Raw genomic sequence first — 24,663 nt, 5'->3', positions numbered from 1 at the left:
GGGCCTTGGGCCGCCGCCACCCCCAACCGCTCGCGCCCGAGAGGGCGTTGGGATCATGACGCGCCAGGTGGCCTCGGTTCCCCGGCCCGCCCGGCACCCGCCGCGAAGGGCCCGCGGACCCGGGCGCGGGGCCGGCGGCGGACCGTGCGCGGCTCCGTCTCCACCCCCGTGCGGGGTGATCGAAGTCACTCCGTCCGGTCGTAGGACGCGTCGGACATGACCGATACGGCGGGCGACCCCTCCGGGAAGACCCCGAGACCCCGATGCGCGTCTCCACCCAGGGGAGTACGTCCCGGATCGTGGCTCATCCTCGGGGAGGCCCGGCAATCGGTACGAGGGCATGACGCCGGGCTGCGGCCCCGCGCCTAGATTTGAGGTCAAGCGGCGGGTGCAGCACTCGTCCCCCGAGGTCAGACATCCGCCGCTGCCGACGACAACCGACACGGTCAGGAGAGGGACCATGGCCCACACGGCACCGCGACGCCCGGCGTTCGCACCGCGCCGGACGGGCCGCCGCCACCCCTTGGTGGCGACGCTCATGGCCCTTCCCCTGGCGGCCCTGCTCCTGCTCGTCTTCGACGGCTGGGAGACGGTGGCCACACAGGCGTCGTCCGTGGGTGTGATGCTGGGGCGCTGAGCGGCGACCCCAGGCCCGGAAGAGCGGTCCGGGCGGGGACATCCATCCAGGAAACCCCGTGGGGACGGGGGTGCGGCGGACGGCACAAATGCCGGCGCAGCTGGGGAGCTGCGCCGGCATGCGCCGTTTCCGGGCGGGTGCCGCGTCGTGCAGATGCGGCCGGCCCGTTCCGAGCACGTCGTGACCGGTCGCGCCCACGCGGCGGCAGCCGCACGTCAGGCACAGCCCCGCGCCCCTCGGGAAGCTGCGTCGGCTTCCCGGCGCGGGCGAGCGTCGCTGCCCCGCCCACCGCCGGTACGCTCTGCCGCGCAGCCCACCTTGCCGAGGCACCGTTGACCACAGACACCCCCGCCCTCGTACCCGCGCTCACCGCGCAGGTCCGGGCCGCCGCCCATCCCGGCCCTGCTGAGGACAGCCCCTGCACCTGCGCCGGCGGCCCGCTCGCCGACCGCCCCGACGCCACCGTCGTACGGCACGCCGGCACGGTCGCGAAGGCCCACGCCCCCGGCACCGACCCCGGCGAGCTGACCCGGCGCCTCGCCGTGGCCGCCCGCCTGCCCGGCGTCCTCCTGCCTCCGCTCACCCCGGCCCCCACCCCGCTGCGAGGCCGCCTCGTGACCTTCTGGCCGTACGGCGCCCCCGTGAATCCCGATGCCACGGACGCGGCCCCCTGGGAGGCCACCGCCACGCTGCTGGCCCGACTGCACCGCACGCCTCCGCCCCCCGGCCTGCCCCCGATGCGCGGCCCCGCGAAGGCCGCCCGCGCCGTCGCCCGGCTCCACAAGGCCCTGGACGGCGGACCCCACCCCGCCGCCGGTGCCGTCCTCGCCGCCTGGACCGCCCTCCCCGCCTGGGCCCGCGCCGAGGCCCCCATGCCCGGCACACCCGCCCTGTGCCATGGCGACCTGCACCTCGGCCAGCTCGTCCGCCACCCGGCGCCGGACGGCCCCTGGCGGCTGATCGACGTCGACGACCTGGGCGCCGGCGTCCCGGCCTGGGACCTCGCCCGCCCCGCCGCCTGGTACGCCTGCGGGCTCCTCCCGCCCGACGAGTGGACCCGCTTCCTCGGCGCGTACCGGCGGGCCGGCGGCCCGGCCGTGCCCGCGACCGGCGACCCCTGGCCCGCCCTGGACGTGCCGGCCCGCGCGCTGACCGTGCAGACGGCCGCCCTCGCCGTCGCCAAGGCGCTCGCGGCCGGCCGCCCGCTGGACGAGGTGGAGCAGGCGGTCGTCGACGCATGTGCCCGAATGACCCCAATTCAGCACCAGTTGGCGCCGGAAGGCACCGGCTAGGCTGCAACCGCCCGGGGCCGGACGGAGTCTGTCCTGGGGAACCACGAAGCACGACCGACCGGCGAGGAGTTGAGCCGACCATGCATTGTCCGAAGTGCCACGCGCCGATGCACACGTACAACCGCAGCGGCGTCCAGATCGAGCAGTGCAGCGGTTGCCGCGGCATCTTCCTCGACTACGGCGAGCTGGAGGCGCTGACCCAGCTGGAGGCCCAGTGGTCCAACCAGGCGCCGCCGGCCCCGCCCGCCCCGCAGCCGTACCCGGCCCCGCACGCGCCCGCCTGGGGCGCCCCGCACGGCGGTCACCACGGCGGCCATGGGCACCACCACGACCACCACAAGAGCTGGGCCCACATGCTCTTCTCCAGCTGAGCGTGGGACACCCGGACTGAGCGCGCGAAAGCCCCCGGCCGTACGAGACGGCCGGGGGCTTTCGCGCTGTGTGGACGATACTGGGATTGAACCAGTGACCTCTTCCGTGTCAGGGAAGCGCTCTCCCGCTGAGCTAATCGTCCAGGCTGTGACAGGTGCATCACAGGCGGTGCGCGATACTGGGATTGAACCAGTGACCTCTTCCGTGTCAGGGAAGCGCTCTCCCGCTGAGCTAATCGCGCGGGTGGGGATCTTCGAGAAGACCCGTGGGTCCTGCGAGAGGATCCAGTGGACGATACTGGGATTGAACCAGTGACCTCTTCCGTGTCAGGGAAGCGCTCTCCCGCTGAGCTAATCGTCCTTGGAGGTGGAGACGGGATTTGAACCCGTGTAGACGGCTTTGCAGGCCGTTGCCTCGCCTCTCGGCCACTCCACCAGGAGTGTAGGGGATCGGGAGACCCCCTCTTCCTTCGAGCGGACGACGAGGCTCGAACTCGCGACCTCAACCTTGGCAAGGTTGCGCTCTACCAACTGAGCTACGTCCGCCTGTCGTTTCGGTGCGCTTGCGCGTCCCGGCGACGTGTTGAACTCTAGCGGATTCCCGGGCCAGCACAAAAACGCGTTTGCCCAGCGTGCTGCGCTGACCCCGGCGGAGCCCGTGGTCACAGCGCCCTCCGGGACATCACCGACCACCTGTCGGACACCCGACCTAGACTCGTCCACGTGCTTCACGACCCCTCCGGCCTGCCTGCCCTGGCCCGTTTCGGCGACCGCGTCGCCACCGGCCTCCTCGACGTGACCCGCGACCCGGCCGCCCTGGACTCCACGGGCTTCTGGGCCGTCTGCGCGGACTTCGAGGGCCGGCTGACCTGCGCCCGCTTCGCGGACGTACGCAGGGAGCCGGTGCCCGCCCCGGTGCCGGGCGGCTGGCGGGGCCCGGCGCTGGGGGAGTGGACCTCCTCCCTGGACCGGGCCGCGTACACGGCGGCCGTCCGCCGGATCCGCGCGCACATAGCGGCCGGCGAGGTCTACCAGGCGAACCTCTGCCGGGTGCTCGGCGCGCCGGTCCCCCCGGACGCCGACGTGGACGCCCTGACCGCCCTGCTGGCCCGCGGCAACCCGGCGCCGTACGCCGGGACGATCCGGCTGCCGGAGCACGGCGTGGAGATCGCCACCGCCTCGCCCGAGCTGTTCCTGCGCCGGGACGGGCGCGTCGTGGAGTCGGGGCCGATCAAGGGCACCGGACGCACCGAGGCGGACCTCCTGGACAAGGACTACGCCGAGAACGTGATGATCGTGGACCTGGTCCGCAACGACATCGGGCGCGTCTGCGCCACCGGCAGCGTGACCGTCCCCGACCTGTGCGCCGTGGAGAAGCACCCCGGACTGGTCCACCTGGTCTCCACCGTCCGCGGCGAGCTCGCCGACGGGGCGGGCTGGCCGGACCTCCTCGACGCCGCCTTCCCGCCCGGCTCGGTCACCGGCGCGCCGAAGTCCAGCGCCCTGAAGATCATCGAGGCCCTGGAGACGGCGCCCCGCGGGCCGTACTGCGGCGGCATCGGCTGGGTCGACGCCGACCGGGGCACGGGCGAGCTGGCCGTCGGCATCCGCACCTTCTGGATCGACCGGGAGACCGGGATGCTGCGCTTCGGCACCGGCGCCGGCATCACCTGGGGTTCCGACCCCGAGGGGGAGTGGCGGGAGACCGAGCTGAAGGCGTCCCGGCTGCTCGCGGTAGCGTCGGGAGCGTACGACGCGAGTGGAGGGGTGTTCGCATGAGGATCTGGCTGGACGGCGGGCTGCGGGACCTGGAGTCCGCCCGTGTCTCCGTCTTCGACCACGGGCTCACCGTGGGCGACGGCATCTTCGAGACGGTGAAGGCCGTCCACGGCAGGCCGTTCGCGCTCACCCGGCACCTGGACCGGCTGACCCGCTCGGCCCGGGGCCTCGGCCTGCCCGACCCCGACCACGACGAGCTCCGCGAGGCCTGCGCGGCGGTCCTGGAGGCGAACCCGATGCCGCTCGGCCGGCTGCGGATCACCTACACCGGCGGCCACGGCCCGCTCGGCTCCGACCGCGGCGAGCACGGCCCGACCCTCGTCGTCGCCCTCGGCGAGACCGCCCGCCGCCCGGACACCACCGCCGTGATCACCGTCCCCTGGACCCGCAACGAGCGCGGCGCCCTCACCGGCCTGAAGACCACCTCGTACGCCGAGAACGTCGTCGCCCTCGCCCGCGCCCATGAACACGGCGCCTCGGAGGCGCTGTTCGGCAACACGGTCGGACAGCTCTGCGAGGGCACCGGCTCGAACGTCTTCGTCGTCCTGGACGGCGAGATCCACACCCCGCCCGTCTCCTCCGGCTGCCTCCCCGGCATCACCCGCGCGCTGACCGTCGAGTGGACGGGCGCCAAGGAGACGGACCTGCCGCTGGACGTGCTGCGGCGCGCCGACGAGGTCTTCCTCACCTCCACCTTGCGCGACGTTCAGGCCGTCCACCGGGTCGACGACCGCGAACTGCCCGGCGCTCCGGGACCGGTCACCGCCAAGGCCATGCGGATCTTCGACGAGCACGCCGCGAGGGACCTGGACCCCTGAGCCGGGGCACGGCCCCGCGGCGGTGCGGAAAACTGGCTGACGTGGCGGTCCGTCGAGTGGACGGGCGCCAAGGAGACGGACCTGCCGCTGGACGTGCTGCGGCGCGCCGACGAGGTCTTCCTCACCTCCACCTTGCGCGACGTTCAGGCCGTCCACCGGGTCGACGACCGCGAACTGCCCGGTGCCCCGGGACCGGTCACCGCCAAGGCCATGCGGATCTTCGACGAGCACGCCGCGAGGGACCTGGACCCCTGAGCCGGGGCACGGCCCCGCGGCGGTGCGGAAAACTGGCTGACGTGGCGGTCCGTCGAGTGGACGGGCGCCAAGGAGACGGACCTGCCGCTGGACGTGCTGCGGCGCGCCGACGAGGTCTTCCTCACCTCCACCTTGCGCGACGTCCAGGCCGTCCACCGGGTCGACGACCGCGAACTGCCCGGCGCCCCGGGACCGGTCACCGCCAAGGCCATGCGGATCTTCGACGAGCACGCCGCGAGGGACCTGGACCCCTGAGCCGGGGCACGGCCCAGCGGCGGTGCGGAAAACGGGCTGACGCGGCGGTCGGCTGCGGGTAGAACACCTGTGATGACCACGACCCTGCGGCCGGTCGAGCCGCTGCAGCAGCACCCCGACGGCACCCGTTCCCGCCGCTACCAGGTGTGCGTGAACAGCCGCCCCGTCGGCGAGATCCACCTCGGCACCTCGCCGTCCCTCGGCGACTCGGTGGCACGCGTCGTCGACCTGCGGATAGCCGAGCCCGACCGGCGTCGCGGCCGGGGCACGGTGGCCGCGCTCGCCGCCGAGGAGGTGGCGCGCGGCTGGGGCTGTACGCAGATCGAGGCCCTCGTCCCCGCCTCGGCCGGCATCGCCCTGCGGCTGTTCGGCGCCCTCGGCTACACCCCGCGCAACCGCGGCATGGAGAAGCGCCTCGGCACCACCCCGCCCGGCCTGCCGCCGGGCAGCCGGGCGCGGCCCATGACGGCAGCGGAGTTCGACGCCTGGCACGCCTACGAGAGCGAGCACTTCGCGCGCACGTGGATCGAGCGCGGCGTCCCCGAGGCCGCGGCCCGTGCCAAGGCCCGCAGGGACCACGAGGAGCTGCTGCCGCACGGTCTCGCCACCGGCGGCATGATCTTCAGCGTCCTGGAGCACGAGGGGACCCGCGTGGGCACGCTGTGGGTGGCCCTGCGGGACGACAAGGCGTTCGTGTTCGACGTCGAGACCGACGCGGACCAGCGCGGCCGGGGACACGGCCGCACGCTCATGCTGCTGGCGGAGCGCCAGGCCATCGAGGCCGGCCGGCCGGTCCTCGGTCTCAACGTGTTCGCGGGCAACACCCCGGCCGAGCGGCTGTACGAGTCACTCGGCTACGAGACGACGACCCACGCCCTGTCCAAACCCCTGCTGTAGGCGTTCCGCCCCTGGCGTCGGCGGTCCGCGGGGGTCAGGCGCCCTCGGCCAGCAGCCGGTCGGCGATCTCCTCGATGCGCGCGCGCAGCCCCTCCTGGCTCTTGCCGCCGTCGAGGCGCTCGCCGCCGATGACGTACGTCGGGGTGCCGGTCACGCCGATCGCCTTGCCCTCGGCCTGGTCGGCGTCCACGATCAGGATGTGCCGGCCGTCGATCAGCGCGGTGTCGAACTCCTCGGCGTCCAGACCGAGTTCCCGGGCCACCTCGACCAGGAAGGGTTCCCCCTCGCGGTCCAGCTCCTCGACCCGCTCCAGCACGGCCTCGACGTACGGCCAGCCCTTGCCCTGCGCCAGCGCCTCCTCGGCGGCCTGCGCGGCGGCGAAGGAGTGCTTGTGCTTCTCCAGCGGGAAGTGCCGCAGCCGCAGCTCCAGCCGGTCGCCGTAGCGCTCCCGCAGCGCGCGGACGTCGCCGAGGGCGGTACGGCAGTCGGGGCACTGCAGCTCGCACCAGACGTCGAGGACGACGGCACCGGCGCGTGCGGGGGTGGATTCGGGGGAGGCATCGCTCATGCCGCCCAGTCTTCCAGGCCGGCCCCGGCCGACCCAATCGGGACGGTACGGCCGCGCTGCCTTGGCTTTGCAGCATGTGCCGGTACGGCCCCGGGCCGGCACCCCAGTAGGAGACGACCCGGAGATGTCCCTGATGTCCCGCTGGAGCATGGCATCGCAGGCAGGGGGCGGTGCAGGATGGAGGGGACGGAGGCGGTGTGCCGTGCCGGTGTGCAGCGTCCGCCGTGTGCCCGCCGCCCGACCCAGCCCGCCAGGAGGACCGGATGATTGCCGAGACCGTCTGCTCCGCCGTGTCCGCGGCGGGCCTGGGTATCGCGGTGGTCACGGCCTACCGCAGGCGTTTCCTCGCGGCGGCCCGCATCGCGGCCTACGCACTGGTGCCGGTCGGCCTGGTGATGACCGGGCTGGTCGGCTGGCTCGCCCACACCGCTTTCAGCCCCACCGCGTGGGCGGGGTTCGGGGTGCTGGGCGCGGCCTGGCTGCTGTTCGCCGGCACCCGGGCGGTGGAGCGCCGGCGCGCCGGGCGCGCGGCGTCCGGGGGCGCGGCGGCCGGGGGCGAGCGGACCGAGGCCGTGGCCCCGGGAGCCTCCGCTCCGTCCCTGAGCGCGGGCAGCCGGCCCGCGAAGGGCTCCGCCGCCCCGCGCCCGGCCGGCTCGGCGGCCCCCACCGACGACTTCAGCGACATCGAGGCCATCCTCAAGAAACACGGCATATGACGGCCGCGCGCCTCCGCGCCGCGGCACCTGCCCCGCAAGACCGTCCCAGGCGGAAACGACACAGAGCGTCGCGCGTCCGGCCCGAACCGTTCACGACCCGAAGCGAGTCGGACGGGACGGTGCGATAAGCGGCAACTCCCGCACTCGGCGAGCGTGCTGATCGCGCACAGCCCCTCATCTGCGCCATGATCTGCGGCGAGATGCTGGACACGAGACAGAGCGAGGCCGCGCCGCCGAAGGACGAGCCGCGCGGGTGCCTCTTCGCCCTATCCCAGCCACCGCTGATGATCTTCCTTGCGGTGATCGGGTGTCTGCTCCTCATGGCTGCGCTGCACGACCTGCTGTTGCTGTGAGCCGTACACGTCCGTCCCGGCGTCACCCGCCGGGACCGACGTCGCTCCGGCCGGCCCGTGCCGGTCAGCCCGCCGCTTCCTTCCTCCTGGCCCGGTAGGCGGCCACATGGAGCCGGTTGCCGCAGGTGCGGCTGTCGCAGTAGCGGCGCGAGCGGTTGCGGGAGAGGTCGACGAAGGCGCGCCGGCAGTCCGGCGCCTCGCAGCGCCGCAGCCGCTCCTGCTCCCCGGCCACCACGAAGAAGGCGAGCGCCATGCCGCAGTCGGCGGCGAGATGGTCGGCCACGGAGGCGCCCGGCGCGAAGTAGTGCACATGCCAGTCGTAGCCGTCGTGGTCCGTCAGACGTGGGGTGGTGCCGGCAGCGGCGACCAGCTCGTTGATCAGCAACGCCGCCGCGCGGGCGTCCGGCGCGGCGAAGATCGCCGCGAAGCGCCCCCGGACCCTGCGCACCGCCGACAGGTCGAACTCCGACAGCACGCCGACATCGCTGATCTTGTGGTTTCGTACGAAATCCGCGAGGGCCGGGACATCGGGCAGTCCGTCGGCCGCCGCGTCGTCCTCCGGCGCGGTGTTCACCAGATCCACCACGGTGTCGAGCGCGCACCGGGTGTCGTGGGTGATCAGCACTGTTCGCTCCCTGGCCTGGGGGGTCGGGCCGAGGCCCGCCGATGCTGGCCGATGGTAGCGACATCCGCGCCCACCGCACCGGTCCGAGTCCGACCTCGATTGCCGGTAGAACGCCTCGGCGCGGGGGCTGGTTCCCTTACCGCGCCGATACCCACGGGTCACCCGGCCGGCGGAAGCGGGCGGGCACACCTGGGCGCCGTCCCGTGTGCATCGCTCACGGTGACGGCGCCGGGCTGTGCCGTATGCGGTTGTCTTGGCCCGAGCCGTCTCCCCGAGTGGACGGCGCCGGGCTGCTTTCGAGGGCCGCGACCTAGCTCTCCGCCAAGATGTGCGAGAGCTCCTGATCCAGATCGAAGTGCCGATGCTCCGTGCCGGGGGGCACGGCGGCGTCGGTTCGCTTCAGGAAGGACTCAAGGGCCCGCGCTGGGGCCTCGAGCAGGGCCTCCCCTTCCGGGGAGCTGAGGGCGATGCACACGACGCCCTGACCGTGGCTGCGCGACGGCCAGACTCGGACGTCGCCGGTGCCGGTGGGACGGTGCAGCCCCTCGGCGAGGAGGTCGCGGGCGAACACCCACTCGACGGTCTCCTCGGCTCCGGTGTGGAAGGTGGCGTGCACGGCGTAGGGGTCGGCCGTGTCGTACCGCAGGCCTGCGGGGACAGGCAGGGAGGACTCGCTCGACACAACGAGGCGCAGGTGCAGCTCGCAGCTGACCGTGGTGTTCATAAGCGCCAGGGCCTTTCGCTCAGTGTGCGCTCGGGGATTCGCACGTCGGCGAAATCGACATGCCACCTACGATGCCGTTGTAAACCCCTCTGAGGGTTTTGCGTGTCTTTACGTAACTCTTCCGGCCGAGAACTCGTACGAGATCTACGACCATTCCGGTGACCGATTCACTCCGGTAGGGTTTGTATGTATGAATACGCGGAGTGACGGGCGGAACGAGGCCGCCGTGGCGGCGGATGGCGAGCATCCGGACGGGCATCGCGGAGAAGCCCGCGAGGACGCCGTACCCGCGGCCGGCGGCCGGCTCGGCTCCCGGGCGCCGCAATTCATCAGGGCCCGCCCGCTGCTGCACCTCGGCTGGCAGGTCTGCGTCTTCATGGTCGGCCTGGCGGTCGTCGCCGCCGGGATCGTCATGCTGCCCTTGCCGGGACCCGGCTGGGTGGTGATCTTCGGCGGCATGGCGATCTGGGCGACCGAGTTCGTCTGGGCGCAGCTCGTGCTCCGCTGGACCAAGCGCAAGGTCACCGAGGCCGCCCAGCGCGCCCTCGATCCCAAGGTGCGCCGTCGCAACATCGCCCTGACCGTGATCGGGCTGGTGATCGTGGCCGTACTGGTCGCGATCTACACGTGGAAGTTCGGCTTCGTCATGCCGTGGAAGATCAAGCACCAGTGACCTGGGCCGCGCCGCCCGGCCGTCCACCGCCCCGGCCCTTGGTCGGAAGCACCCCCTGACATCGGGTAATGTTCTTCCTGAGCCCGGGCGATTAGCTCAGTGGGAGAGCGCTTCGTTCACACCGAAGAGGTCACTGGTTCGAACCCAGTATCGCCCACCCGGACCAACGGCCCACCTGCGACAGAGCGGGTGGGCCGTCGGCGTCTGCGGGCCCGTGGGGCTCGGGGAGCGCTGCCGTGCTGGTCGGCCGTTGCGGGCGTGTGGCTCGGTGGAGTCCGGGTGTGCTGGTCGGCCTCTGCAGGCTTGTGCGGGTCGGCGGAGTCCTGCCGCGTCGGCTCGCCTCTCCAGGTCCGTGCGGCTCGGTTGAGGCCTGCCGCGTCGGCCCGCCAGGCCAGTCGTGTGGGGGCCCCGTTTGCAGGACGCCGGCACCCGCGGCGTCTGTCCGCCGAGGCCCATGCGCGGACCGTCCTTTTGCCGAACCGGCAACATTCCTCGTGCCCACTGGGCCGCCCACAGCACCATCGATGGCATCGGCCGCTACCGGACCGACGCCCTTCGCCGGTCGCTCCGGCCGGGCGGCCGTGAGCCGCCCCCTGCCCAGTCCCTCTACCCCGCCTGACCAGCGCATTGAGCCGAGAACACCCCGGCGCACGACTTGCCCGGGAGAGGCGGCAGAGCGATAGATCAGCAAGCCGACAAACCGACAGGATCGACGCCCCACCGGCCCGCACGCGGGCCCCACGCCCGCCTGCCCTGCCGCCGCCCGCACTTCGGGCGATGTCCGGCACGCCAGGACCTCGCAAGCCGGTACACCGACAGCCCCGCATCGCCGACGATCCGCCACCCGTTCCCACCAGCCCGTCAAACCCTTCCGCACGCCCATCCGCCTCGAAGATCGGTGCCCCTGAGCGCTCCGGACGACCTTGTGACCGGGAACGCCCAGACGACCCGACTCAGAGCCTCCGCAGGAGACCCCGTGCCCGAGACCCCCGTAGCAGCCCCCACTCCCAAGAAGCCCGCCCCCGCCCCCGTCCACCGCCTGGTGCCCTCCCCGGCGGGTCGCGTGCACCTCGTGGAGCAGGGGCGCGGCCCGCTCGTGCTGCTGGTGCACGGTTTCCCGGAGTCCTGGTACTCCTGGCGGCACCAGTTGCCGGCCCTGGCCGCCGCCGGTTACCGGGCCGTGGCCATGGACGTCCGGGGCTACGGCCGTTCGTCGAAACCGGCGGCCGTGGACACGTACCGGATGCTCGACCTGGTCGCCGACAACGTCGCCGTGGTGGAGGCGCTGGGGGAGGAGTCCGCTGTGGCAGTGGGGCACGACTGGGGTGCCACGATCGCCGCCACGTCCGCTCTGACCAGGCCGGACGTCTTCCGAGCGGTGGCTCTGCTGGGCGTGCCGTACAGCCCACCCGGCGGTCCCCGGCCTAGTGAGGTCTTCGCGGGCATGAGCGGGGAGGGGGAGTTCTACGTGGCGTACTTCCAGCAGCCGGGCCGGGCCGAGACGGAGATCGAGCCGGATGTGCGCGGCTGGCTCGCCGGCTTCTACGCGGCCCTGTCCGCCGGCACCATGCCCGGGCCGGGCGCCCCAGACCCGCACTTCACCGGCCCTGGCGGCACCCTGCGGGAGGGTTTCCCCGCCGGTCCGCCGCCCGCCTGGCTGAGCGAGGAGGTGCTGGACTTCCTGACCGGGGAGTTCGAGCGGACCGGGATGACCGGGGCGCTGAACCGGTACCGGAACATGGACCGTGACTGGGCGGACCTGGCCGGTCACGCGGGCGCCCCGATCCGGCAGCCCTCGCTGTTCATCGCCGGAGCCCTGGACCCCTCGCTCGCCTGGCTGGCCGACGCCGTCGCGGCGTACCCCGAGACCCTGCCCGGCCTGCGCGGCTCGCACCTCCTCGAAGGCTGCGGCCACTTCGTCCAGCAGGAACGCCCGGAGCAGACCAACCGTCTCCTGCTCGACTGGCTAGCCGGCCTGCCCGCCTGAATCCCAGGTGCCCTGCCCGCCTGAACCCCGGGTGTCCTGCCTGACTAATCCCGGGCGCCTCCGCCCGCCTGCAGTGCCGGCTGCCCCCGCCTGAGCCAGGCGCCCGCGCCGCCTGGCTCCGGGCGTTGGCTGCTTCAGCCTGATCTGGGGCGCTCCGCCCGTCTGCAGCGTCGGCTGCGCCCGCCTGCGGCGCTGGCTGCGCCGCCTGATCCCAGGTGCCCCCGCAGCCTGGGTCCGGGCATCGGCCGCTCCAGCCTGATCCGGGGCCCCTCCGCCCGCCTGCGGCGTCGGCTGCGCCCGCCTGAACCAGGCGCCCGCGCCTGCCTGATCCCGGGTGCCCCCGCAGCCTGGGTCCGGGCATCGGCCGCTCCAGCCTGATCCCGGGAGCCCCCGCCCGCCTGGGACGCCGACTGCGCTCTCCTGAGCCCAGGTGTCCCTGCCTGCCTGAACCCGGGCGCCCCGCCCGCTTGATCCCGGGCACTGGCCACCTCCGCCCAACCCGGGCCCCTGCCCGCCCCCGAACCCCGGCCACCCCCACCCACCTGAACCCACCCTCGCCCGCGCCTCTCCGTTCACCCTCGCCCCCACCCCCTCCCTTCACCACCCCCCTCGCACCCCCTCACCTGCACCAACACCCCCCACCCCCCACCATCCCCGCCGATCCGCCCCCAAGAAAATCCTGTCCGACGCATTGACGCACCCCACACCCCTCCGTAACTTGTGCCAGCAAGCGCTTACTTGAAACGATTCATGAGGCGGCGGAACGACCTGCGGGGAGGGCCCGACCTATGGGAACCAGCAGAAATCTTGAGCGGCGTACGATCCTGAAGGCGGCCGGGGCCTCGGCGGCCGTGCTCGGGCTCGCCGCGACGACCGGGTGCGGCGGCGGAAGCGGTTCCGGGGACGGGACGGTGACGATCCGTTACTCGTGGTGGGGCGCCGAGGAGCGGGCCAAGAAGATCAACCAGACCATCGCGCTCTTCGAGAAGAAGTATCCGAAGATCAAGGTCAAGACCGACTTCCAGACGTACGCCTCCTTCTGGGAGAAGTTCCAGACGCAGGCCGCCGGCGGAAATCCCCCGGACGTTTTCCAAAACGCCGTCACCTTTCTCCGGAAGTACGACAAGCGCGGAATTCTCCTCGACCTCAAAACTCAGGTGCAGGCAGGTAATCTGACTCTGGATCACTTCCGGGACGGAGTGACGAAGGTCGGCGAGGTCGACGGAAAGCAGCTCGGAATTCCCGTCGGCTCCAACACCATGGCACTCGTCATCGACAAGAAGGTGTTCCAGAAGGCCGGCGTCGAGCCGCACCCGGGATGGACCTGGGACGACTACTTCAAGGCCCTGAAGACCGTCCACGACCGGACGAAGGTCCCCGGGGACACCGGCTACTTCACCATCATGTACCTGTACGACCTCTACCTTCGGCAGAACGGCAAGGCGTTCTTCACCAAGGACGGTCTCGGCTTCGACAAGGCCGATCTGACGGAGTGGTGGACCGACGGCTACAACCGCGTCAAGGCGGGCATCGTCACCGACCCGAAGGTCGTCCAGCAGGACCTGCCCAAGTCCTCCCTCTCCGCCGGTCACGGCGCCTCCGAGTTCACCTGGGACAACTTCACCGTCCGCTACCAGAGCGAGGGCGACAGCACCTACGGCCTCGCGCCGATCCCCACCACGGACGGCAAGCACACCGGGCAGTACCTCGCCTCGCTGATGCTCAGCGCCTCCGCCCGCACCGCGCACCCGAAGGAGGTCGCCCAGTTCATCGACTTCATGGTCCACGACCCCGAGGTCGGCAGGATCATGGGCTACGACCGGGGCATCCTCGCGAGCACCGAGCAGTACCAGGCGTACCAGCCGACGGACGCGGTCAACAAGGAGATCGCTCAGTACGAGGCCGACACCGCCAGGGCGGGCGTCCTCGGCACGATCACCCCGCACCCCTCGGGCGCCGACACCGTCGAGGCCGCCTTCCTGCGCATCGGCGGCGACCTCGGACAGGGCAAGACCAAGGTCGCGGACGCGGTGAAGCAGTTCTTCACCGAGTCCGAGGCCGCCTTCCAGGCCTGATGGGAACCGCCGTGACGCTCGTCAAGGACTCCGTGCCCGCGACCCGCACAGCACGCCCGGCCGCCACCGCCGCCTCGGGGCGGCCGGGCCGCCGGCGGGAGAACCTCGCCGGTTACCTCTTCATGTCCCCGTGGATCGCCGGCTTCCTGCTGCTGACCGCGGGCCCGATGGTCGCCTCGCTGTACTTCGCGTTCACCGACTACAACCTGTTCAACACCCCGAAGTGGGTCGGGCTGGACAACTTCACGAAGATGTTCCACGACCCCCGCTGGCAGAAGTCGGTGGAGGTGACCGCCAAGTACGTGATCATCGGCACCCCGCTCAAGCTGCTGCTCGCCCTCGGGGTGGCCCTCCTGCTCGCCCAGAGCCGTCGCGGCCAGGCCTTCTACCGGGCCGCCTTCTACGCCCCCTCGCTCATCGGCGCGAGCGTCTCGGTCGGCTTCGTCTGGCGGTCCCTGTTCTCCGACGGCGCGATCGTGGACCGTACCCAGACGTTCTTCGGCTGGCACGTCGGCGGCTGGGTCGGCAACGCCGACTGGGTGCTGTACTGCCTGGTCGCGCTGACGGTGTGGCAGTTCGGCGCGCCCATGGTCATCTTCCTGGCCGGCCTGAAGCAGGTGCCGAGGGAGCTGTACGAGGCGGCCGAGATGGACGGCGCCGGAACGTTCCGGAAGTTCTGGAACATCACCCTGCCGATGATCTCTCCGGTGCTGTTCTTCAACGTGCTCCTGGAGACCATCCACTCCTTCCAGATCTTCGGCTCGGCCTATGTCGTCTCCAACACCTCCTGCGGCCCGGCCGACGCCACGCTCGTCTACACCTGCTACCTGTACCAGCAGGGCTTCAGGAACGCCCAGATGGGCTTCGCCTCCGCCATGGCCTGGATGCTGCTGCTCGCCGTGGCCCTGGTGACGGCCGTCCTCTTCTGGTCCCAGAAGAAGTGGGTGCACTACGAGGAGGACGCCCGATGAGCGCGACCACCCCCACCAAGACCCTCGGCCGCGGCCTGGGACGCAAGCGCACCGGCTCCCTGGCCTGGCACCTCGGCGCCCTGCTGCTCCTGGCCGTCATCCTCTACCCGGTCGTCTGGGTGATCGGCGCCTCGTTCAAGCCCAGCAAGGACATCATCAACAGCCTCACGCTGCTCCCGTCCCACCCGATCCTGGCCAACTTCAAGGGACTCGCCGACGGCATCGCGGACGTCCGGATCTGGACCTTCTTCGAGAACTCGCTCTTCTACGCCCTCGGCGCCGTCGTCGGCGTCCTGATCTCCTGCTCGCTGACCGCGTACGCGTTCGCCCGCATCCGCTTCGCCGGCCGCAACCTGCTGTTCTCCCTGATGATCGGCACCCTCCTGCTGCCGTACCACGTGCTGCTGATCCCGCAGTACGTGATGTTCCAGAAGCTGGGCTGGATCAACACCTACACCCCGCTGCTGATCGGCAAGTACCTCGCCACGGACGCCTTCTTCGTCTTCCTGATGGTGCAGTTCATGCGGGCCCTGCCGCGCGAGCTGGACGAGGCGGCGCGGCTCGACGGCTGCGGGCACCTGCGCATCTACTGGTCGATCGTGCTGCCGCTGTCCCGGCCCGCGCTCATCACCAGCGCCATCTTCACCTTCATCAACGCCTGGAACGACTTCATGGGCCCACTGATCTATCTCAACGAGCCCGGCAAGTACACGGTCTCCCTGGGTCTGATGATGTTCCGCGACTCCGACGGCGTGGCCGCCAACTACGGCGGCATGATCGCGATGTCCCTGGTGGCGCTGCTGCCGGTGCTGCTGTTCTTCCTCGCCTTCCAGCGCTACCTCATCGACGGCATGGCGACCTCCGGACTGAAGGGCTGAGGCGACCCGGCATGGCCGAAGCACGCGTGAAACCGCGCAAGGAGTCCGTGTTCGCCGAGCGGTTCGCCCTCTTCGCCGAGTCCCTGCTGACCGGCGTCTGGATCGCGGTGGCCTCGCTCGGAGTCGTCACCTACCCGGCCGCCTTCGCCGCCGGCGCCCGGCATCTGCGCCGCCGTACCGGCCACCGCGCGGGCGGGTGGCGGGAGTTCGCCGCCGACTTCCGGGCAGCGCTGCGCGGGGGCTGGGCGGTGGGGCTGGCCGGCTGGACCGTCGCGGCGCTGGCCTGGGTGGACATGCGGGCCGTACGCGCCGGGCTGCCCGGCGGGCCGCTGATGGGGGCCGCCGGGCTGTTCGCGCTGATCGGGCTCGCCGTGGCCGGACTGCGCGCGGCGTCCCTGTGGGCGCCGGGGGAGCGCTGGCGGTCGCTGCTCGCCGCGGCCGGGCGCCGCACCGTACGCGACCCCGCGGGCTCCTTCCTGCTGGTCGGCGGGGCCGTCCTCGTCGTCTGCTCCGCTCTGCTCATCGCCCCGCTGGCGGTCCCCGTGCTCGGGGCCGTCGCGGCGGCGGCCGTCGCCGTGGAGGAGCGGTACCGGCGCCGCTGAGCCTGCGGTGCCCGCATTCAAGGTCGGCGCCCCGAGCGCCGCACCTCTCTCTGTCATGCCCCTGACCATCCCTTGGAAGGAAGGCCATGTCTCCCATCCCGCGCAGATCCCTCCTCAAGGCGGCCGCCGCGGCCGGCGCCGCCGCCCAGTTCAGCTGGGCGCTCGGCGCCCAGAACGCGCAGGCGGCGCCCGCCGCGGGGGCCGGCGGCGCCGACCCCGTGACCCTGGACTGGCTGGAGGACGGCGGCCTCGGCGCCGCGCCCGGCTCCACGGTCGGCGTGCCCTGGCCCATGGGCGCCTATCAGGAGGACCAGGCCTTCGCGCTCACCGACGAAGGCGGCAAGGCCGTCGCCGTACAGACCTGGCCGCTCGCCTACTGGCCCGACGGCTCCCTCAAGTGGACCGCGCACGCGGTGAGTTCGGGCAGCGGCAAGCTGACGCTGACGGCCGGCACACCCGCCGAGCCCGCGAAGAAGGTCACCGTCGACTCCGGCGGCGGCACCATCGACGTCTCCACCGGGGTCATCACCGCGAAGATCGGCAAGAACGGCGCCACCCTGATCAAGTCCGTCACCCGCGGCTCGACCGAGATCGCCAAGGACGGAAAGCTCGTCCTCGTCCGGCAGCCCGAGATCGAGGACGAGGACCAGGGCACGGTGAAGACCGAGCGGTTCGACGGCGCCATCGACGCGGTGACCGTCGAACAGGACGGCCCGGTCCGCGCGGTCGTCCGCATCGACGGCAAGCACCGCAAGGGCGACCGGAGCTGGCTGCCGTTCTCCCTCCGCCTGTACTTCTACGCCGGCGCCGACTCCTTCCGGATGGTGCACACCATCACCTACGACGGCACCCAGGAGCCCGGCAAGGCGAGCGGCGACTTCATCCGCGGACTCGGCGTCCGCTTCACCGTGCCGATGCGGGACGCGGCGTACGACCGGCACATCCGCCTCGGCGGCGAGGGCACCGGGCTGCTGCGCGAGGCCGTCCAGGGCATCACCGGACTGCGCCGCGACCCGGGCGCCGCCGTGCAAACGGCCCAGTACGAGGGCAAGAAGCTGCCCGACCCCGCCACCTGGGACCAGCGGGTCACCACCCGCCTGCAGTACATCCCGCACTGGGGCGACTACACCCTCTCCCAGCTCTCCGCCGACGGCTTCACCGTCAAGAAGCGCACCAGGAAGGGCTACGGCTGGATCGCCGCCGGCGGCGGCAGGCGGGCCTCCGGCTTCGGGTACGTCGGCGGCGCGAGCGGCGGACTCTCCTTCGGCCTGCGGGACTTCTGGGAGAAGTTCCCCGCCCAGCTCGACATCCGCGACGCCCACACCGACGCGGCCACCGTCACCCTCTGGCTCTGGTCGCCCGAGGCGCAGCCGATGGACCTGCGCTTCTACCACGACGGCATGGGCCAGGACACCTACGCCGAGCAGCTCGAAGGCCTCAACATCACCTACGAGGACTACGAGCCCGAGTTCGGCACCCCCTACGGCATCGCCCGCACCTCCGAACTCCTCTTCTGGGCCAACGACTCCACCCCCGACGCCGGCGCCCTCGCCGCGCAGGTCCAGGCGGTACGCGTGCTGCCGCAGCTCGCCGCCCCGCCCAAGCAACTCGTCAAGGCCAAGGTCTTCGGCCCCGGCCTGTTCTCCGAGCCCGACCGCTCCACCCCGGCCAAGGCCAAGATCGAGGACCACCTCGACTTCCTCTTCACCTACTACAAGGACCAGGTGGAGCAGCGCCGTTGGTACGGCTTCTGGGACTACGGCGACTTCATGCACACCTACGACACCGTGCGCCACCAGTGGCGCTACGACGTCGGCGGCTACGCCTGGGACAACTCCGAGCTCTCGCCGGACCTGTGGCTCTGGTACGCGTACCTGAGAAGCGGCCGCTCCGACCTCTTCCGCTTCGCGGAGGCGCTCACCCGGCACACCGGCGAGGTCGACGTCTACCACCTCGGCAAGTGGGCCGGTCTCGGCACCCGGCACGGCGTGCAGCACTTCGGCGACAGCGCCAAGCAGCAGCGCATCGCCAACACCACGTACCGGCGCTTCTACTACTTCCTCACCGCCGACGAACGCGTCGGCGACCTCATGCACGCCAACGTCGACTCCGACGAGACCTTCCTCGTCCTCGACCCGCAGCGCAAGGTCCGCACCGACCCCTACACCCCCGACCGGCACGCCCTGTCCATCGGCTTCGGCACCGACTGGAGCGGCCTGGTGTCGGCCTGGCTGACCGAGTGGGAACGCAAGGGCCCCAAGTGGGAGAAGGCCAAGGCGCGCGTGCTGTCCACGATGGAGGGCATCGCCGCCCAGCCCAACGGCTTCGTCCAGGGCAGCGGGCTGTACGACCTCGACACCGGGAAGTTCGCCGTCGCCGACCAGCCGGTGGTCTCCGTGTCCCACCTCTCCGCCGTCTTCGGCCTCAACGAGCTGTGCGCCGAGCTGATCCACCTCGTTGACATGCCCAGGTTCAAGGAGGTCTACCTGGACTACTGCCGCTACTTCAACGCCACCAAGGCCGAGCAGAAGGCCCGTTACGGCTCCGACTTCGGCAGCCTGCTGCTCTTCCAGGGCCACTCGCGCCTGGACGCCTACGCCGCCGTACAGACCGGTGACGCCGCCCTCGCCCAGCGCGCCTGGAGCAAGTTCTACACCTCGGACGGCTACACCGAGTCCGCGCCGTGGAAGACGGAGAAGCTGACCGGGCCCGTCACCCTGGTCGAGGGCAGCGAGGCGAGCTGGGTGTCCAGCAACGACACCGCGCTGTACGGCCTCGCGGCCATCGAGAACCTCGCGTTGCTCGGCGACAGGATGCCGTCGTAGCAGGTGGGTGAGGGAGCGCCGGCGCACGGGCGGCGGCGCTCCCCGAAGAGTGTGGCCCGCGTCACGGTACGGCGCCTGAGTACGCGTACTCAGGTTCACGCCTCCGGCCGGGCAGACTTCCGCCATGGACTGGAACCACTACCGCTTCCGCAGCCTGTGGCCCCTGCCCGTGCCGCCGGCCGCCGTGTACGCGGTGCTGGAGCGGCCCGAGGACTATCCGGCCTGGTGGCCGCAGGTGCGGTCGGTGACCAGGCGGGACGCCGACACCGGTGTGATCACCGTCCGGTCCGTCCTGCCGTACGCCATGACCTTCACCGCACGGCGGATCCGCCGCGACCCGGACGCCGGTGTGCTGGAGGTCACCCTGTCCGGTGACATCGAGGGCTGGGCGCGCTGGACCGTCACCGCCGAAGGCCCCGGAACCCTGGCCTGCTACGAGCAGGAAGTGGACGTGCGCAAGCCGCTGCTGCGCCGGCTCGCCGTACCCGGCCGTCCGGTCTTCCGCGCCAACCACCGCCTGATGATGCGCGCCGGGCGCCGCGGACTGCTCCGTCACCTGCAAGCGGTTTGAAGGATCGACGGCGGGGCCTGTATTGTTCAGTGCGTTCCCGGGCGATTAGCTCAGTGGGAGAGCGCTTCGTTCACACCGAAGAGGCCACTGGTTCGAACCCAGTATCGCCCACCCGGAAAAAGCCGGTCCGCAGCAGCGGACCGGCTCTTTTGATGCCATGGGGGGCGTCATGGGCAAGGAGCGGGGCGGGGAAGGACCGAGACCTGGCGCGCGGGTGCGCCGGTTCCGGGTCCGCAGTCTGACAGGATCTTCCTGCTGGCCGTGGTGCTGGGCGGCATCGTGGCGCTGGCCAGGATCACCTTCAACACCGAACGGGTCACCACGATGTGGGTCGGCGCGCGGATCGCCGCCGACGGCAGCGCCCGGATCACCGAGGTCGTCGACTACGACTTCGGCTACCCGCACACGGAACGGCACGGCATCTACCGCGACCTGCCGGAGCTGCCCTTCGACGAGGACCAGGCCCGCATCGCCGTCAGCATGGACGGCCGGCGCGTCCCCTGGGAACTCACGGTGGGCGACTCCTACACCGAGCCGAACGGCCACCGGGAGACCGCCACCCGCATCAGGATCGGCGACCCCGGCCGGGCCGTCACCGGCGTGCACCGCTACCGCGTCCGGTACACCCTGCAGGGCGTCGTGAAGAAGGGCCGGCTGGCCTGGGACGCGGTGGGCACCGGCTGGCGGGTCGACCGGTCCCGCGTCGAGATCCACATCCTGGCACCTCATCTGCTCACCGCCCCGCGCTGCGCGCACGGCACCGACGGCTCCGAGCGCGGCTGCGCCGTCGAGGCGACCGGACCCGGCCTGCTCACCGTCGAGCTGAACCGGCTCAAGGGCAAGGAAGGGCTGACTGTCTACGCCGGCCAGGGCCACCGCATCACCGGAACGGAGCCGATGCTGCCCGCGCCACCCGCCGGGAAGGCCGTCGGCACCACCGTGACCCATCCGCTGCTGATCGCCCTCCTCGCCGCCGGCCTCGCCCTCGCCGCCGCCCTGGCCACGATCGGGCTGCTCCGCCTCGCGGGCCGCGACCGGCCCGCACCGCCGGGCACCGCGGCGGCCCCTCAGACGCCGAGCGCCGCACCACCGCCGGGCCTCGGTCCGGCCCAGGGCGGGATCCTGGCCGACGAACGGGTCGCGCTCCGGCACCAGACCGCCTGGCTGCTCGGCGCCGTCGCCGACGGCGACCTGCTCCTCACGGGCGAGGAACACGCCCCGAGCCTGCGGCGCCGCACCAGGGACACGGGCTCCCCGGACCCGGTCACCGGCGAGGTCCTCGGGCACCTCTTCGGCGATCGCGACGAGATCACGCCGAGCCGGTACGACATGGCCTTCCAGGCGGGCTGGTCGCTGCTGGGCCGCCGCCTCGAGGAATGGCAGGCCGAGTGCGGTCTGTGGGACGCGGCGTCCGTGCGCCGAGCGCGCGCCGGACGGTACGCCGGCATCGCCGGCGCCGTGCTCGGTTTCGTCATCGCCGCGGTGGGCGCGGCCCTCGGCGGCGGCCGCCATGCGGCAGGAGGACCAGTGCTCGTCGCGGGCGCGGTCCTCTTCGGTGCCGGGCTCGCGACGGCGCGGCGCGCCTGGGAGCTGCACCGGCGCACCCCCGAGGGCAGCGCCCAGTGGCTGCGGGTCGAGGCGTTCCGGCGCTACCTCGCCGACCCCTCCGCCCACCCCGGCTCCGAACCGCCTGACGACGACCAGGTGCGGCTCTGCACGGCCTGGGCGGTCGCCCTCGGCCTGGACGACACCTGGCGGCATGCCGTCGAGACGACCGCCGTGCCCACTCGGCGGCCCTCGTCGCACGCCGTGCGGCTGGGCCCGGCGCTGGCCGCCGGACTCGTCGTCTCGGCCGAGCTCGCCTCCACGACGCCGTCCTCCGGCGGCGGCTCCGGCGGCAGTTCCGGCGGGGGAGGCTCCTCCGCAGGCGTCGGCGGGGGAGCGGGCGGCGGCGGAGGCGGCTCCTGGTGACCGCCGTACCACGCGCGGTGCCCGGGTCCCGTAACGCGGAGCCTATGCCGCGGCCGGCAGGTCCGGCCTGAGCGGCCAGTCCGTGCTGACGATCTCGTCCGAGCCGCTGCGCGCGAACCACGCCTGAAGACCGCGGGCCTGCGCCGCGTGCCAGCCGGCCTGCAGCGTGTGCAGCTCGGCCGGAGTCAGGCGCTCCAGACGGGTCGCGAACCGGCGGCCCAGGGCGCGCACGACGTCCAGCGCGGCCAGCGCGTCGGCCGCCGCGTCGTGCGCGCCCTGGAGTGTCACGTCGTAGTGCTGGCACAGGTCGGTCAGCGTGCGGCGGCCCTTGCGGTAGCGGTCCAGGTGCTTGTCCAGCACGCGCGGGTCCAGCACCCTGAGCGGCACCGACTGGAACCACCGGTCCAGCGAGGACGCCCGGTGCCGGCGCAACTCCCGGTCCAGCAAAGTGAGATCGAAGGGCGCGTTCATCACCACCAGCGGGCGGCCCATCGCCGCGTGCTCCGCCAGCTGCTCGGCTATCTCGTACATCACCGGCGCCGGCCAGCGGCCGTTGCGCTGCAGGTGATCCTCCGTCAGTCCGTGCACCGCCGTGGCCTCCTCGGGCACCGGCACACCCGGGTTCACCAGCCACCGGGTGACCCGGGGCCGGGTGCCCGGCGCGTCCTGGACGACGACGGCGGCCGACACGATCCGGTCGGTCTCGACGTCCACGCCCGTCGTCTCCGTGTCGAAGGCGGCCAACGGCCCCTCGTACCAGTACGTCATCCCAACCCAACTCCTCGTCCACCCGCGGCAGGTGACGTTCCGTCTTCTGCCCGTTTGGTGATACCCGGGCCGTTTGCGCCGTACGCCGGGCGGAGACAACAGGAGTACGGGTATTTGCAGTTCAGCGGCCCGTAGCGGGGAAACTCATTGCTTGGAAGGCTGTTGGTCATGGCCATAGCGCAGCCCGAGCGGGGCGGGCTGCTGCCCGATCGCACGGGCCCCCTTCGCGGCACGCTCGCCACCACCGCCTGCATGGAGACACTGCAGGTCGGCTATCTCCACGCGGTCGCCGCCGCGGCGGGATGCTCGCTGTCCCAGCCCTTCCCGGACAACGGCATCGACTGGCACGTCAGCCACAGCGCGCCCGGACACACCGTCGACGACGAGGTCACCATCAAGGTGCAGCTCAAGGCCACCTACCAGGTCGCGCCGAACCCTCCGGGACGCTCCTTCTCCTTCACCCTCGACAACGACCATCTGCGCAAGCTCGCCCGCACACCCGTCTCGGTGCACAAGATCCTGGTCGTCATGCTCGTCCCGCGCTCGCAGGACGACTGGCTGCGCGCCAGCCACGACCGGCTCGACCTCAGGCACTGCTGCTACTGGGTCAACCTGGCCGGCCACCCCATCACCGGCCGGCACCGGACCACCGTGCGGATCCCGACCTCGCGCATCTTCGACGACCGGGCGCTGTGCGAGATCATGACGCGGGTCGGGACGGGAGGCAGGCCATGAGGAGCCGTCCGTACGAGGAGCTGCCGCGCCAGGTCCGGCCGCATCCCGACGACCCCGCCTGGCAGCGGCCGCCCGACCCCGCCCAGGTCGACCCCGCCGTGCTCGGCGCCCTGCTGCACCGGCACGGCTGGCAGCGGCGCGGCGGGGCACCGGGACGCTACGGCCGCTGGACCCCGCCGGGGCCGGGCGGCGGCGGCATGAGCCTGCTGGTGCCGGAGAGCCGGGCCTTCCCCGACAGCGACGACCTGCTCGGCGAGGCCCTCGACGCCCTCGCCCGCAGCACGACGCCCGCCGCCCGCGAGGTGCTGATCCAGCTCGCCGTCCCCAGCGACGAGATCCGCTGGTGGCGCGACACCCCGAGCGGACCCGTCGGCGCCGCGCCCTGGACGGCCGACGAGCAACTGCGCGGCGCCGCACGGCAGATGCTGCTCGCCGCCGCGCTCGCCACACGCGCGCGTGCCGGCTACCACGGCGCCCGCCACCGCCGTGCGGCCGCCGCGCTCCTGGACGACGTCCTCGTCGGCCCCGCCGCCGAAGGCCGGCATCTCACCGCCTTCGTGCCCGTGCCCACCGGCCGCCCGCTCGCCGTCCGCCTCCACCAGGCCCTGTACGCCGCCCGCGAGGCCGTCGACTACCGGCGGGCCACCGGTCGTATGGACGCTTTCGACGGCGCGGTCGAGGCCGGCGTCAGCCGCGAGCTGACCGAGGCGCTGGCCGCGCTCGTCCGGGGCACCGAGGGCGCCCGGATCGCCGTCGCCTGGGCGCCCGGCGCCGGCGTGCCCGAGGGCTGCGCGGCCACCGGCGAACCCGTCGAGTTCTCACCCGGCGACCTGCCCGTCCTGCGCGAGGCCGCCGCCCGCTACCTGCGCGAGGAACCCTCCGTGCCGGTCCGGATCACCGGCGCCGTCGTCCGCATGCGCCGCTCCGGACCCGGCGGCGCGGGCACGGTGCGGCTGCGCGTCCTCGCGGGCGCGGACGTGCCGCACGTGCGCGTCACCCTGGACGAGGAGGACTACCGCATCGCCGGCCACGCCCACCTGGTCGGACTCCCGGTGCGGGTGCACGGCCGGCTGGAGCGGCGCGGCGGCTTCCGCAGGCTCACCGGCGCCTCCGGTGTCGTACCCGTGCAGGTCGACGAGGGGGAGCGGGACCGGCTGATGAAGTCCCTGCAGGAGAACCTCGACTTCTTCGAGGAGGCCTGCGGGGAGTCGTACGGGGAGGAGGACTGAGATCGTAGGGGGACGGGGACTGAGGGTGACCGTTTAGCGGTCGGCGCCGTCGGGTCGGTACGATCGCCTGTGCGCGCGCTCCTGGTAT

Annotated in this window: 23 protein-coding genes, 7 tRNA genes and 2 pseudogenes; 23 read left to right on the top strand and 9 right to left on the bottom strand. The window is 72.3% G+C overall.

Going from position 1 to position 24,663, the window contains the following annotated elements:
* Nucleotides 1-460: 460 nt before the first annotated feature.
* The 3 genes from AB0950_RS23100 (at nucleotide 461) to AB0950_RS23090 (ending at nucleotide 2,300) form a co-directional block, all read left to right on the top strand.
* Nucleotides 461-637 carry a hypothetical protein gene (locus tag AB0950_RS23100; RefSeq protein ID WP_330341125.1) on the top strand — a complete coding sequence of 59 codons (177 nt, stop codon included), beginning with the start codon at nucleotides 461-463 and terminating at the stop codon, nucleotides 635-637.
* Nucleotides 638-969: 332 nt separating this feature from the next.
* Nucleotides 970-1,929, top strand: coding sequence for an aminoglycoside phosphotransferase family protein (locus AB0950_RS23095; protein ID WP_360157316.1), 960 nt, complete (start codon nucleotides 970-972; stop codon nucleotides 1,927-1,929).
* Between the two features lie 80 nt (nucleotides 1,930-2,009).
* Nucleotides 2,010-2,300, top strand: a complete 291-nt coding sequence (locus tag AB0950_RS23090; RefSeq protein WP_360573941.1) for a zf-TFIIB domain-containing protein — start codon at nucleotides 2,010-2,012, stop codon at nucleotides 2,298-2,300.
* A gap of 71 nt (nucleotides 2,301-2,371) precedes the next feature.
* Here AB0950_RS23090 and AB0950_RS23085 read toward each other — a convergent pair.
* The 5 genes from AB0950_RS23085 to AB0950_RS23065 form a co-directional block, all read right to left on the bottom strand.
* Nucleotides 2,372-2,443 (bottom strand) — tRNA-Val (locus AB0950_RS23085).
* A 27-nt stretch (nucleotides 2,444-2,470) separates the two neighbouring features.
* Nucleotides 2,471-2,542: transfer RNA gene (locus AB0950_RS23080), tRNA-Val, on the bottom strand.
* A 47-nt stretch (nucleotides 2,543-2,589) separates the two neighbouring features.
* Nucleotides 2,590-2,661: transfer RNA gene (locus AB0950_RS23075), tRNA-Val, on the bottom strand.
* Between the two features lies 1 nt (nucleotide 2,662).
* Nucleotides 2,663-2,736: transfer RNA gene (locus AB0950_RS23070), tRNA-Cys, on the bottom strand.
* Between the two features lie 37 nt (nucleotides 2,737-2,773).
* A tRNA-Gly gene (locus AB0950_RS23065) sits at nucleotides 2,774-2,846 on the bottom strand.
* Nucleotides 2,847-3,023: 177 nt separating this feature from the next.
* Between AB0950_RS23065 and AB0950_RS23060 the strand changes: the two genes are divergently transcribed.
* The 5 genes and pseudogenes from AB0950_RS23060 to AB0950_RS23040 all read left to right on the top strand — a co-directional run bounded on the left by AB0950_RS23060 (nucleotide 3,024) and on the right by AB0950_RS23040 (nucleotide 6,304).
* Entirely contained in the window at nucleotides 3,024-4,079 is a 1,056-nt protein-coding gene (locus tag AB0950_RS23060; RefSeq protein ID WP_360573939.1) for a chorismate-binding protein, read from the top strand.
* Nucleotides 4,076-4,897, top strand: coding sequence for an aminodeoxychorismate lyase (locus tag AB0950_RS23055; RefSeq protein ID WP_360157324.1), 822 nt, complete (start codon nucleotides 4,076-4,078; stop codon nucleotides 4,895-4,897). The genes AB0950_RS23060 and AB0950_RS23055 overlap by 4 nt, the downstream gene beginning before the upstream one ends.
* Before the next feature lie 51 nt (nucleotides 4,898-4,948).
* A pseudogene (locus AB0950_RS23050) lies at nucleotides 4,949-5,152 on the top strand (4-amino-4-deoxychorismate lyase); the annotation flags it as partial.
* 51 nt (nucleotides 5,153-5,203) lie between these two features.
* Nucleotides 5,204-5,407 (top strand): annotated as a pseudogene (locus AB0950_RS23045) (4-amino-4-deoxychorismate lyase); the annotation flags it as partial.
* Between the two features lie 72 nt (nucleotides 5,408-5,479).
* Nucleotides 5,480-6,304: a GNAT family N-acetyltransferase gene (locus AB0950_RS23040; protein WP_360157327.1), complete on the top strand. Its 825-nt coding sequence runs from the start codon at nucleotides 5,480-5,482 to the stop codon at nucleotides 6,302-6,304.
* A 34-nt stretch (nucleotides 6,305-6,338) separates the two neighbouring features.
* Here AB0950_RS23040 and AB0950_RS23035 read toward each other — a convergent pair whose 3' ends face one another.
* Nucleotides 6,339-6,872, bottom strand: coding sequence for a DsbA family protein (locus AB0950_RS23035; RefSeq protein ID WP_360157330.1), 534 nt, complete (start codon nucleotides 6,870-6,872; stop codon nucleotides 6,339-6,341).
* Between the two features lie 263 nt (nucleotides 6,873-7,135).
* Between AB0950_RS23035 and AB0950_RS23030 the strand changes: the two genes are divergently transcribed.
* Both AB0950_RS23030 and AB0950_RS23025 read left to right on the top strand, forming a co-directional pair.
* Nucleotides 7,136-7,588 (top strand): hypothetical protein, encoded by a 453-nt coding sequence (locus AB0950_RS23030; RefSeq protein ID WP_360157333.1) that lies wholly within the window; start codon nucleotides 7,136-7,138, stop codon nucleotides 7,586-7,588.
* Between the two features lie 185 nt (nucleotides 7,589-7,773).
* A complete protein-coding gene (locus tag AB0950_RS23025; RefSeq protein WP_366779354.1) occupies nucleotides 7,774-7,941 on the top strand; it encodes a hypothetical protein in 168 nt (55 codons plus the stop codon).
* A 64-nt stretch (nucleotides 7,942-8,005) separates the two neighbouring features.
* Here AB0950_RS23025 and AB0950_RS23020 read toward each other — a convergent pair whose 3' ends face one another.
* Together AB0950_RS23020 and AB0950_RS23015 are read right to left on the bottom strand one after the other, a co-directional pair.
* Entirely contained in the window at nucleotides 8,006-8,566 is a 561-nt protein-coding gene (locus tag AB0950_RS23020) for a CGNR zinc finger domain-containing protein (protein ID WP_366779315.1), read from the bottom strand.
* A gap of 310 nt (nucleotides 8,567-8,876) precedes the next feature.
* Nucleotides 8,877-9,290: an SsgA family sporulation/cell division regulator gene (locus AB0950_RS23015; RefSeq protein ID WP_004002642.1), complete on the bottom strand. Its 414-nt coding sequence runs from the start codon at nucleotides 9,288-9,290 to the stop codon at nucleotides 8,877-8,879.
* Between the two features lie 190 nt (nucleotides 9,291-9,480).
* Here AB0950_RS23015 and AB0950_RS23010 point away from each other — a divergent pair, with 190 nt between their 5' ends.
* The 11 genes from AB0950_RS23010 to AB0950_RS22960 all read left to right on the top strand — a co-directional run bounded on the left by AB0950_RS23010 (nucleotide 9,481) and on the right by AB0950_RS22960 (nucleotide 21,843).
* Entirely contained in the window at nucleotides 9,481-9,963 is a 483-nt protein-coding gene (locus tag AB0950_RS23010) for a TIGR02611 family protein (RefSeq protein WP_360573935.1), read from the top strand.
* A gap of 85 nt (nucleotides 9,964-10,048) precedes the next feature.
* A tRNA-Val gene (locus AB0950_RS23005) sits at nucleotides 10,049-10,120 on the top strand.
* An 819-nt stretch (nucleotides 10,121-10,939) separates the two neighbouring features.
* Nucleotides 10,940-11,950 (top strand): alpha/beta hydrolase, encoded by a 1,011-nt coding sequence (locus AB0950_RS23000; RefSeq protein WP_366779314.1) that lies wholly within the window; start codon nucleotides 10,940-10,942, stop codon nucleotides 11,948-11,950.
* 788 nt (nucleotides 11,951-12,738) lie between these two features.
* The gene (locus AB0950_RS22995) at nucleotides 12,739-14,025 is read left to right on the top strand and encodes an extracellular solute-binding protein (RefSeq protein ID WP_360573933.1); all 1,287 of its coding nucleotides are present in this window, start codon (nucleotides 12,739-12,741) and stop codon (nucleotides 14,023-14,025) included.
* Between the two features lie 11 nt (nucleotides 14,026-14,036).
* Nucleotides 14,037-14,996, top strand: a complete 960-nt coding sequence (locus tag AB0950_RS22990) for a sugar ABC transporter permease (RefSeq protein ID WP_361986937.1) — start codon at nucleotides 14,037-14,039, stop codon at nucleotides 14,994-14,996.
* The gene (locus AB0950_RS22985) at nucleotides 14,993-15,874 is read left to right on the top strand and encodes a carbohydrate ABC transporter permease (RefSeq protein ID WP_360573931.1); all 882 of its coding nucleotides are present in this window, start codon (nucleotides 14,993-14,995) and stop codon (nucleotides 15,872-15,874) included. Before AB0950_RS22990 ends, AB0950_RS22985 begins: the two co-directional genes overlap by 4 nt.
* An 11-nt stretch (nucleotides 15,875-15,885) precedes the next feature.
* The gene (locus tag AB0950_RS22980) at nucleotides 15,886-16,476 is read left to right on the top strand and encodes a hypothetical protein (protein WP_360157353.1); all 591 of its coding nucleotides are present in this window, start codon (nucleotides 15,886-15,888) and stop codon (nucleotides 16,474-16,476) included.
* Between the two features lie 86 nt (nucleotides 16,477-16,562).
* Nucleotides 16,563-19,301 carry a Tat pathway signal sequence domain protein gene (locus AB0950_RS22975; RefSeq protein ID WP_360157356.1) on the top strand — a complete coding sequence of 913 codons (2,739 nt, stop codon included), beginning with the start codon at nucleotides 16,563-16,565 and terminating at the stop codon, nucleotides 19,299-19,301.
* 124 nt (nucleotides 19,302-19,425) lie between these two features.
* Nucleotides 19,426-19,872, top strand: a complete 447-nt coding sequence (locus AB0950_RS22970) for an SRPBCC family protein (protein ID WP_360157359.1) — start codon at nucleotides 19,426-19,428, stop codon at nucleotides 19,870-19,872.
* Nucleotides 19,873-19,911: 39 nt separating this feature from the next.
* A tRNA-Val gene (locus AB0950_RS22965) sits at nucleotides 19,912-19,983 on the top strand.
* 150 nt (nucleotides 19,984-20,133) lie between these two features.
* On the top strand, nucleotides 20,134-21,843 hold the full coding sequence (locus AB0950_RS22960) for a DUF2207 domain-containing protein (protein WP_366779313.1): 1,710 nt from the start codon (nucleotides 20,134-20,136) through the stop codon (nucleotides 21,841-21,843).
* A gap of 42 nt (nucleotides 21,844-21,885) precedes the next feature.
* Here AB0950_RS22960 and AB0950_RS22955 read toward each other — a convergent pair whose 3' ends face one another.
* The gene (locus tag AB0950_RS22955) at nucleotides 21,886-22,611 is read right to left on the bottom strand and encodes a 3'-5' exonuclease (protein ID WP_366779312.1); all 726 of its coding nucleotides are present in this window, start codon (nucleotides 22,609-22,611) and stop codon (nucleotides 21,886-21,888) included.
* Nucleotides 22,612-22,779: 168 nt separating this feature from the next.
* Here AB0950_RS22955 and AB0950_RS22950 point away from each other — a divergent pair, with 168 nt between their 5' ends.
* Together AB0950_RS22950 and AB0950_RS22945 are read left to right on the top strand one after the other, a co-directional pair.
* Nucleotides 22,780-23,346, top strand: a complete 567-nt coding sequence (locus AB0950_RS22950; protein WP_360157368.1) for a DUF4365 domain-containing protein — start codon at nucleotides 22,780-22,782, stop codon at nucleotides 23,344-23,346.
* Complete coding sequence (locus AB0950_RS22945) at nucleotides 23,343-24,575, top strand: hypothetical protein (protein WP_366779311.1); 1,233 nt, start codon at nucleotides 23,343-23,345, stop codon at nucleotides 24,573-24,575. Before AB0950_RS22950 ends, AB0950_RS22945 begins: the two co-directional genes overlap by 4 nt.
* Nucleotides 24,576-24,663 lie beyond the last annotated feature (88 nt).

The organism is Streptomyces sp. NPDC007189 (genome assembly GCF_040703635.1).
In the GTDB taxonomy this organism is placed as follows: Bacteria; Actinomycetota; Actinomycetes; order Streptomycetales; family Streptomycetaceae; genus Streptomyces.
This window is presented reverse-complemented; position numbering and strand designations above follow the sequence as displayed.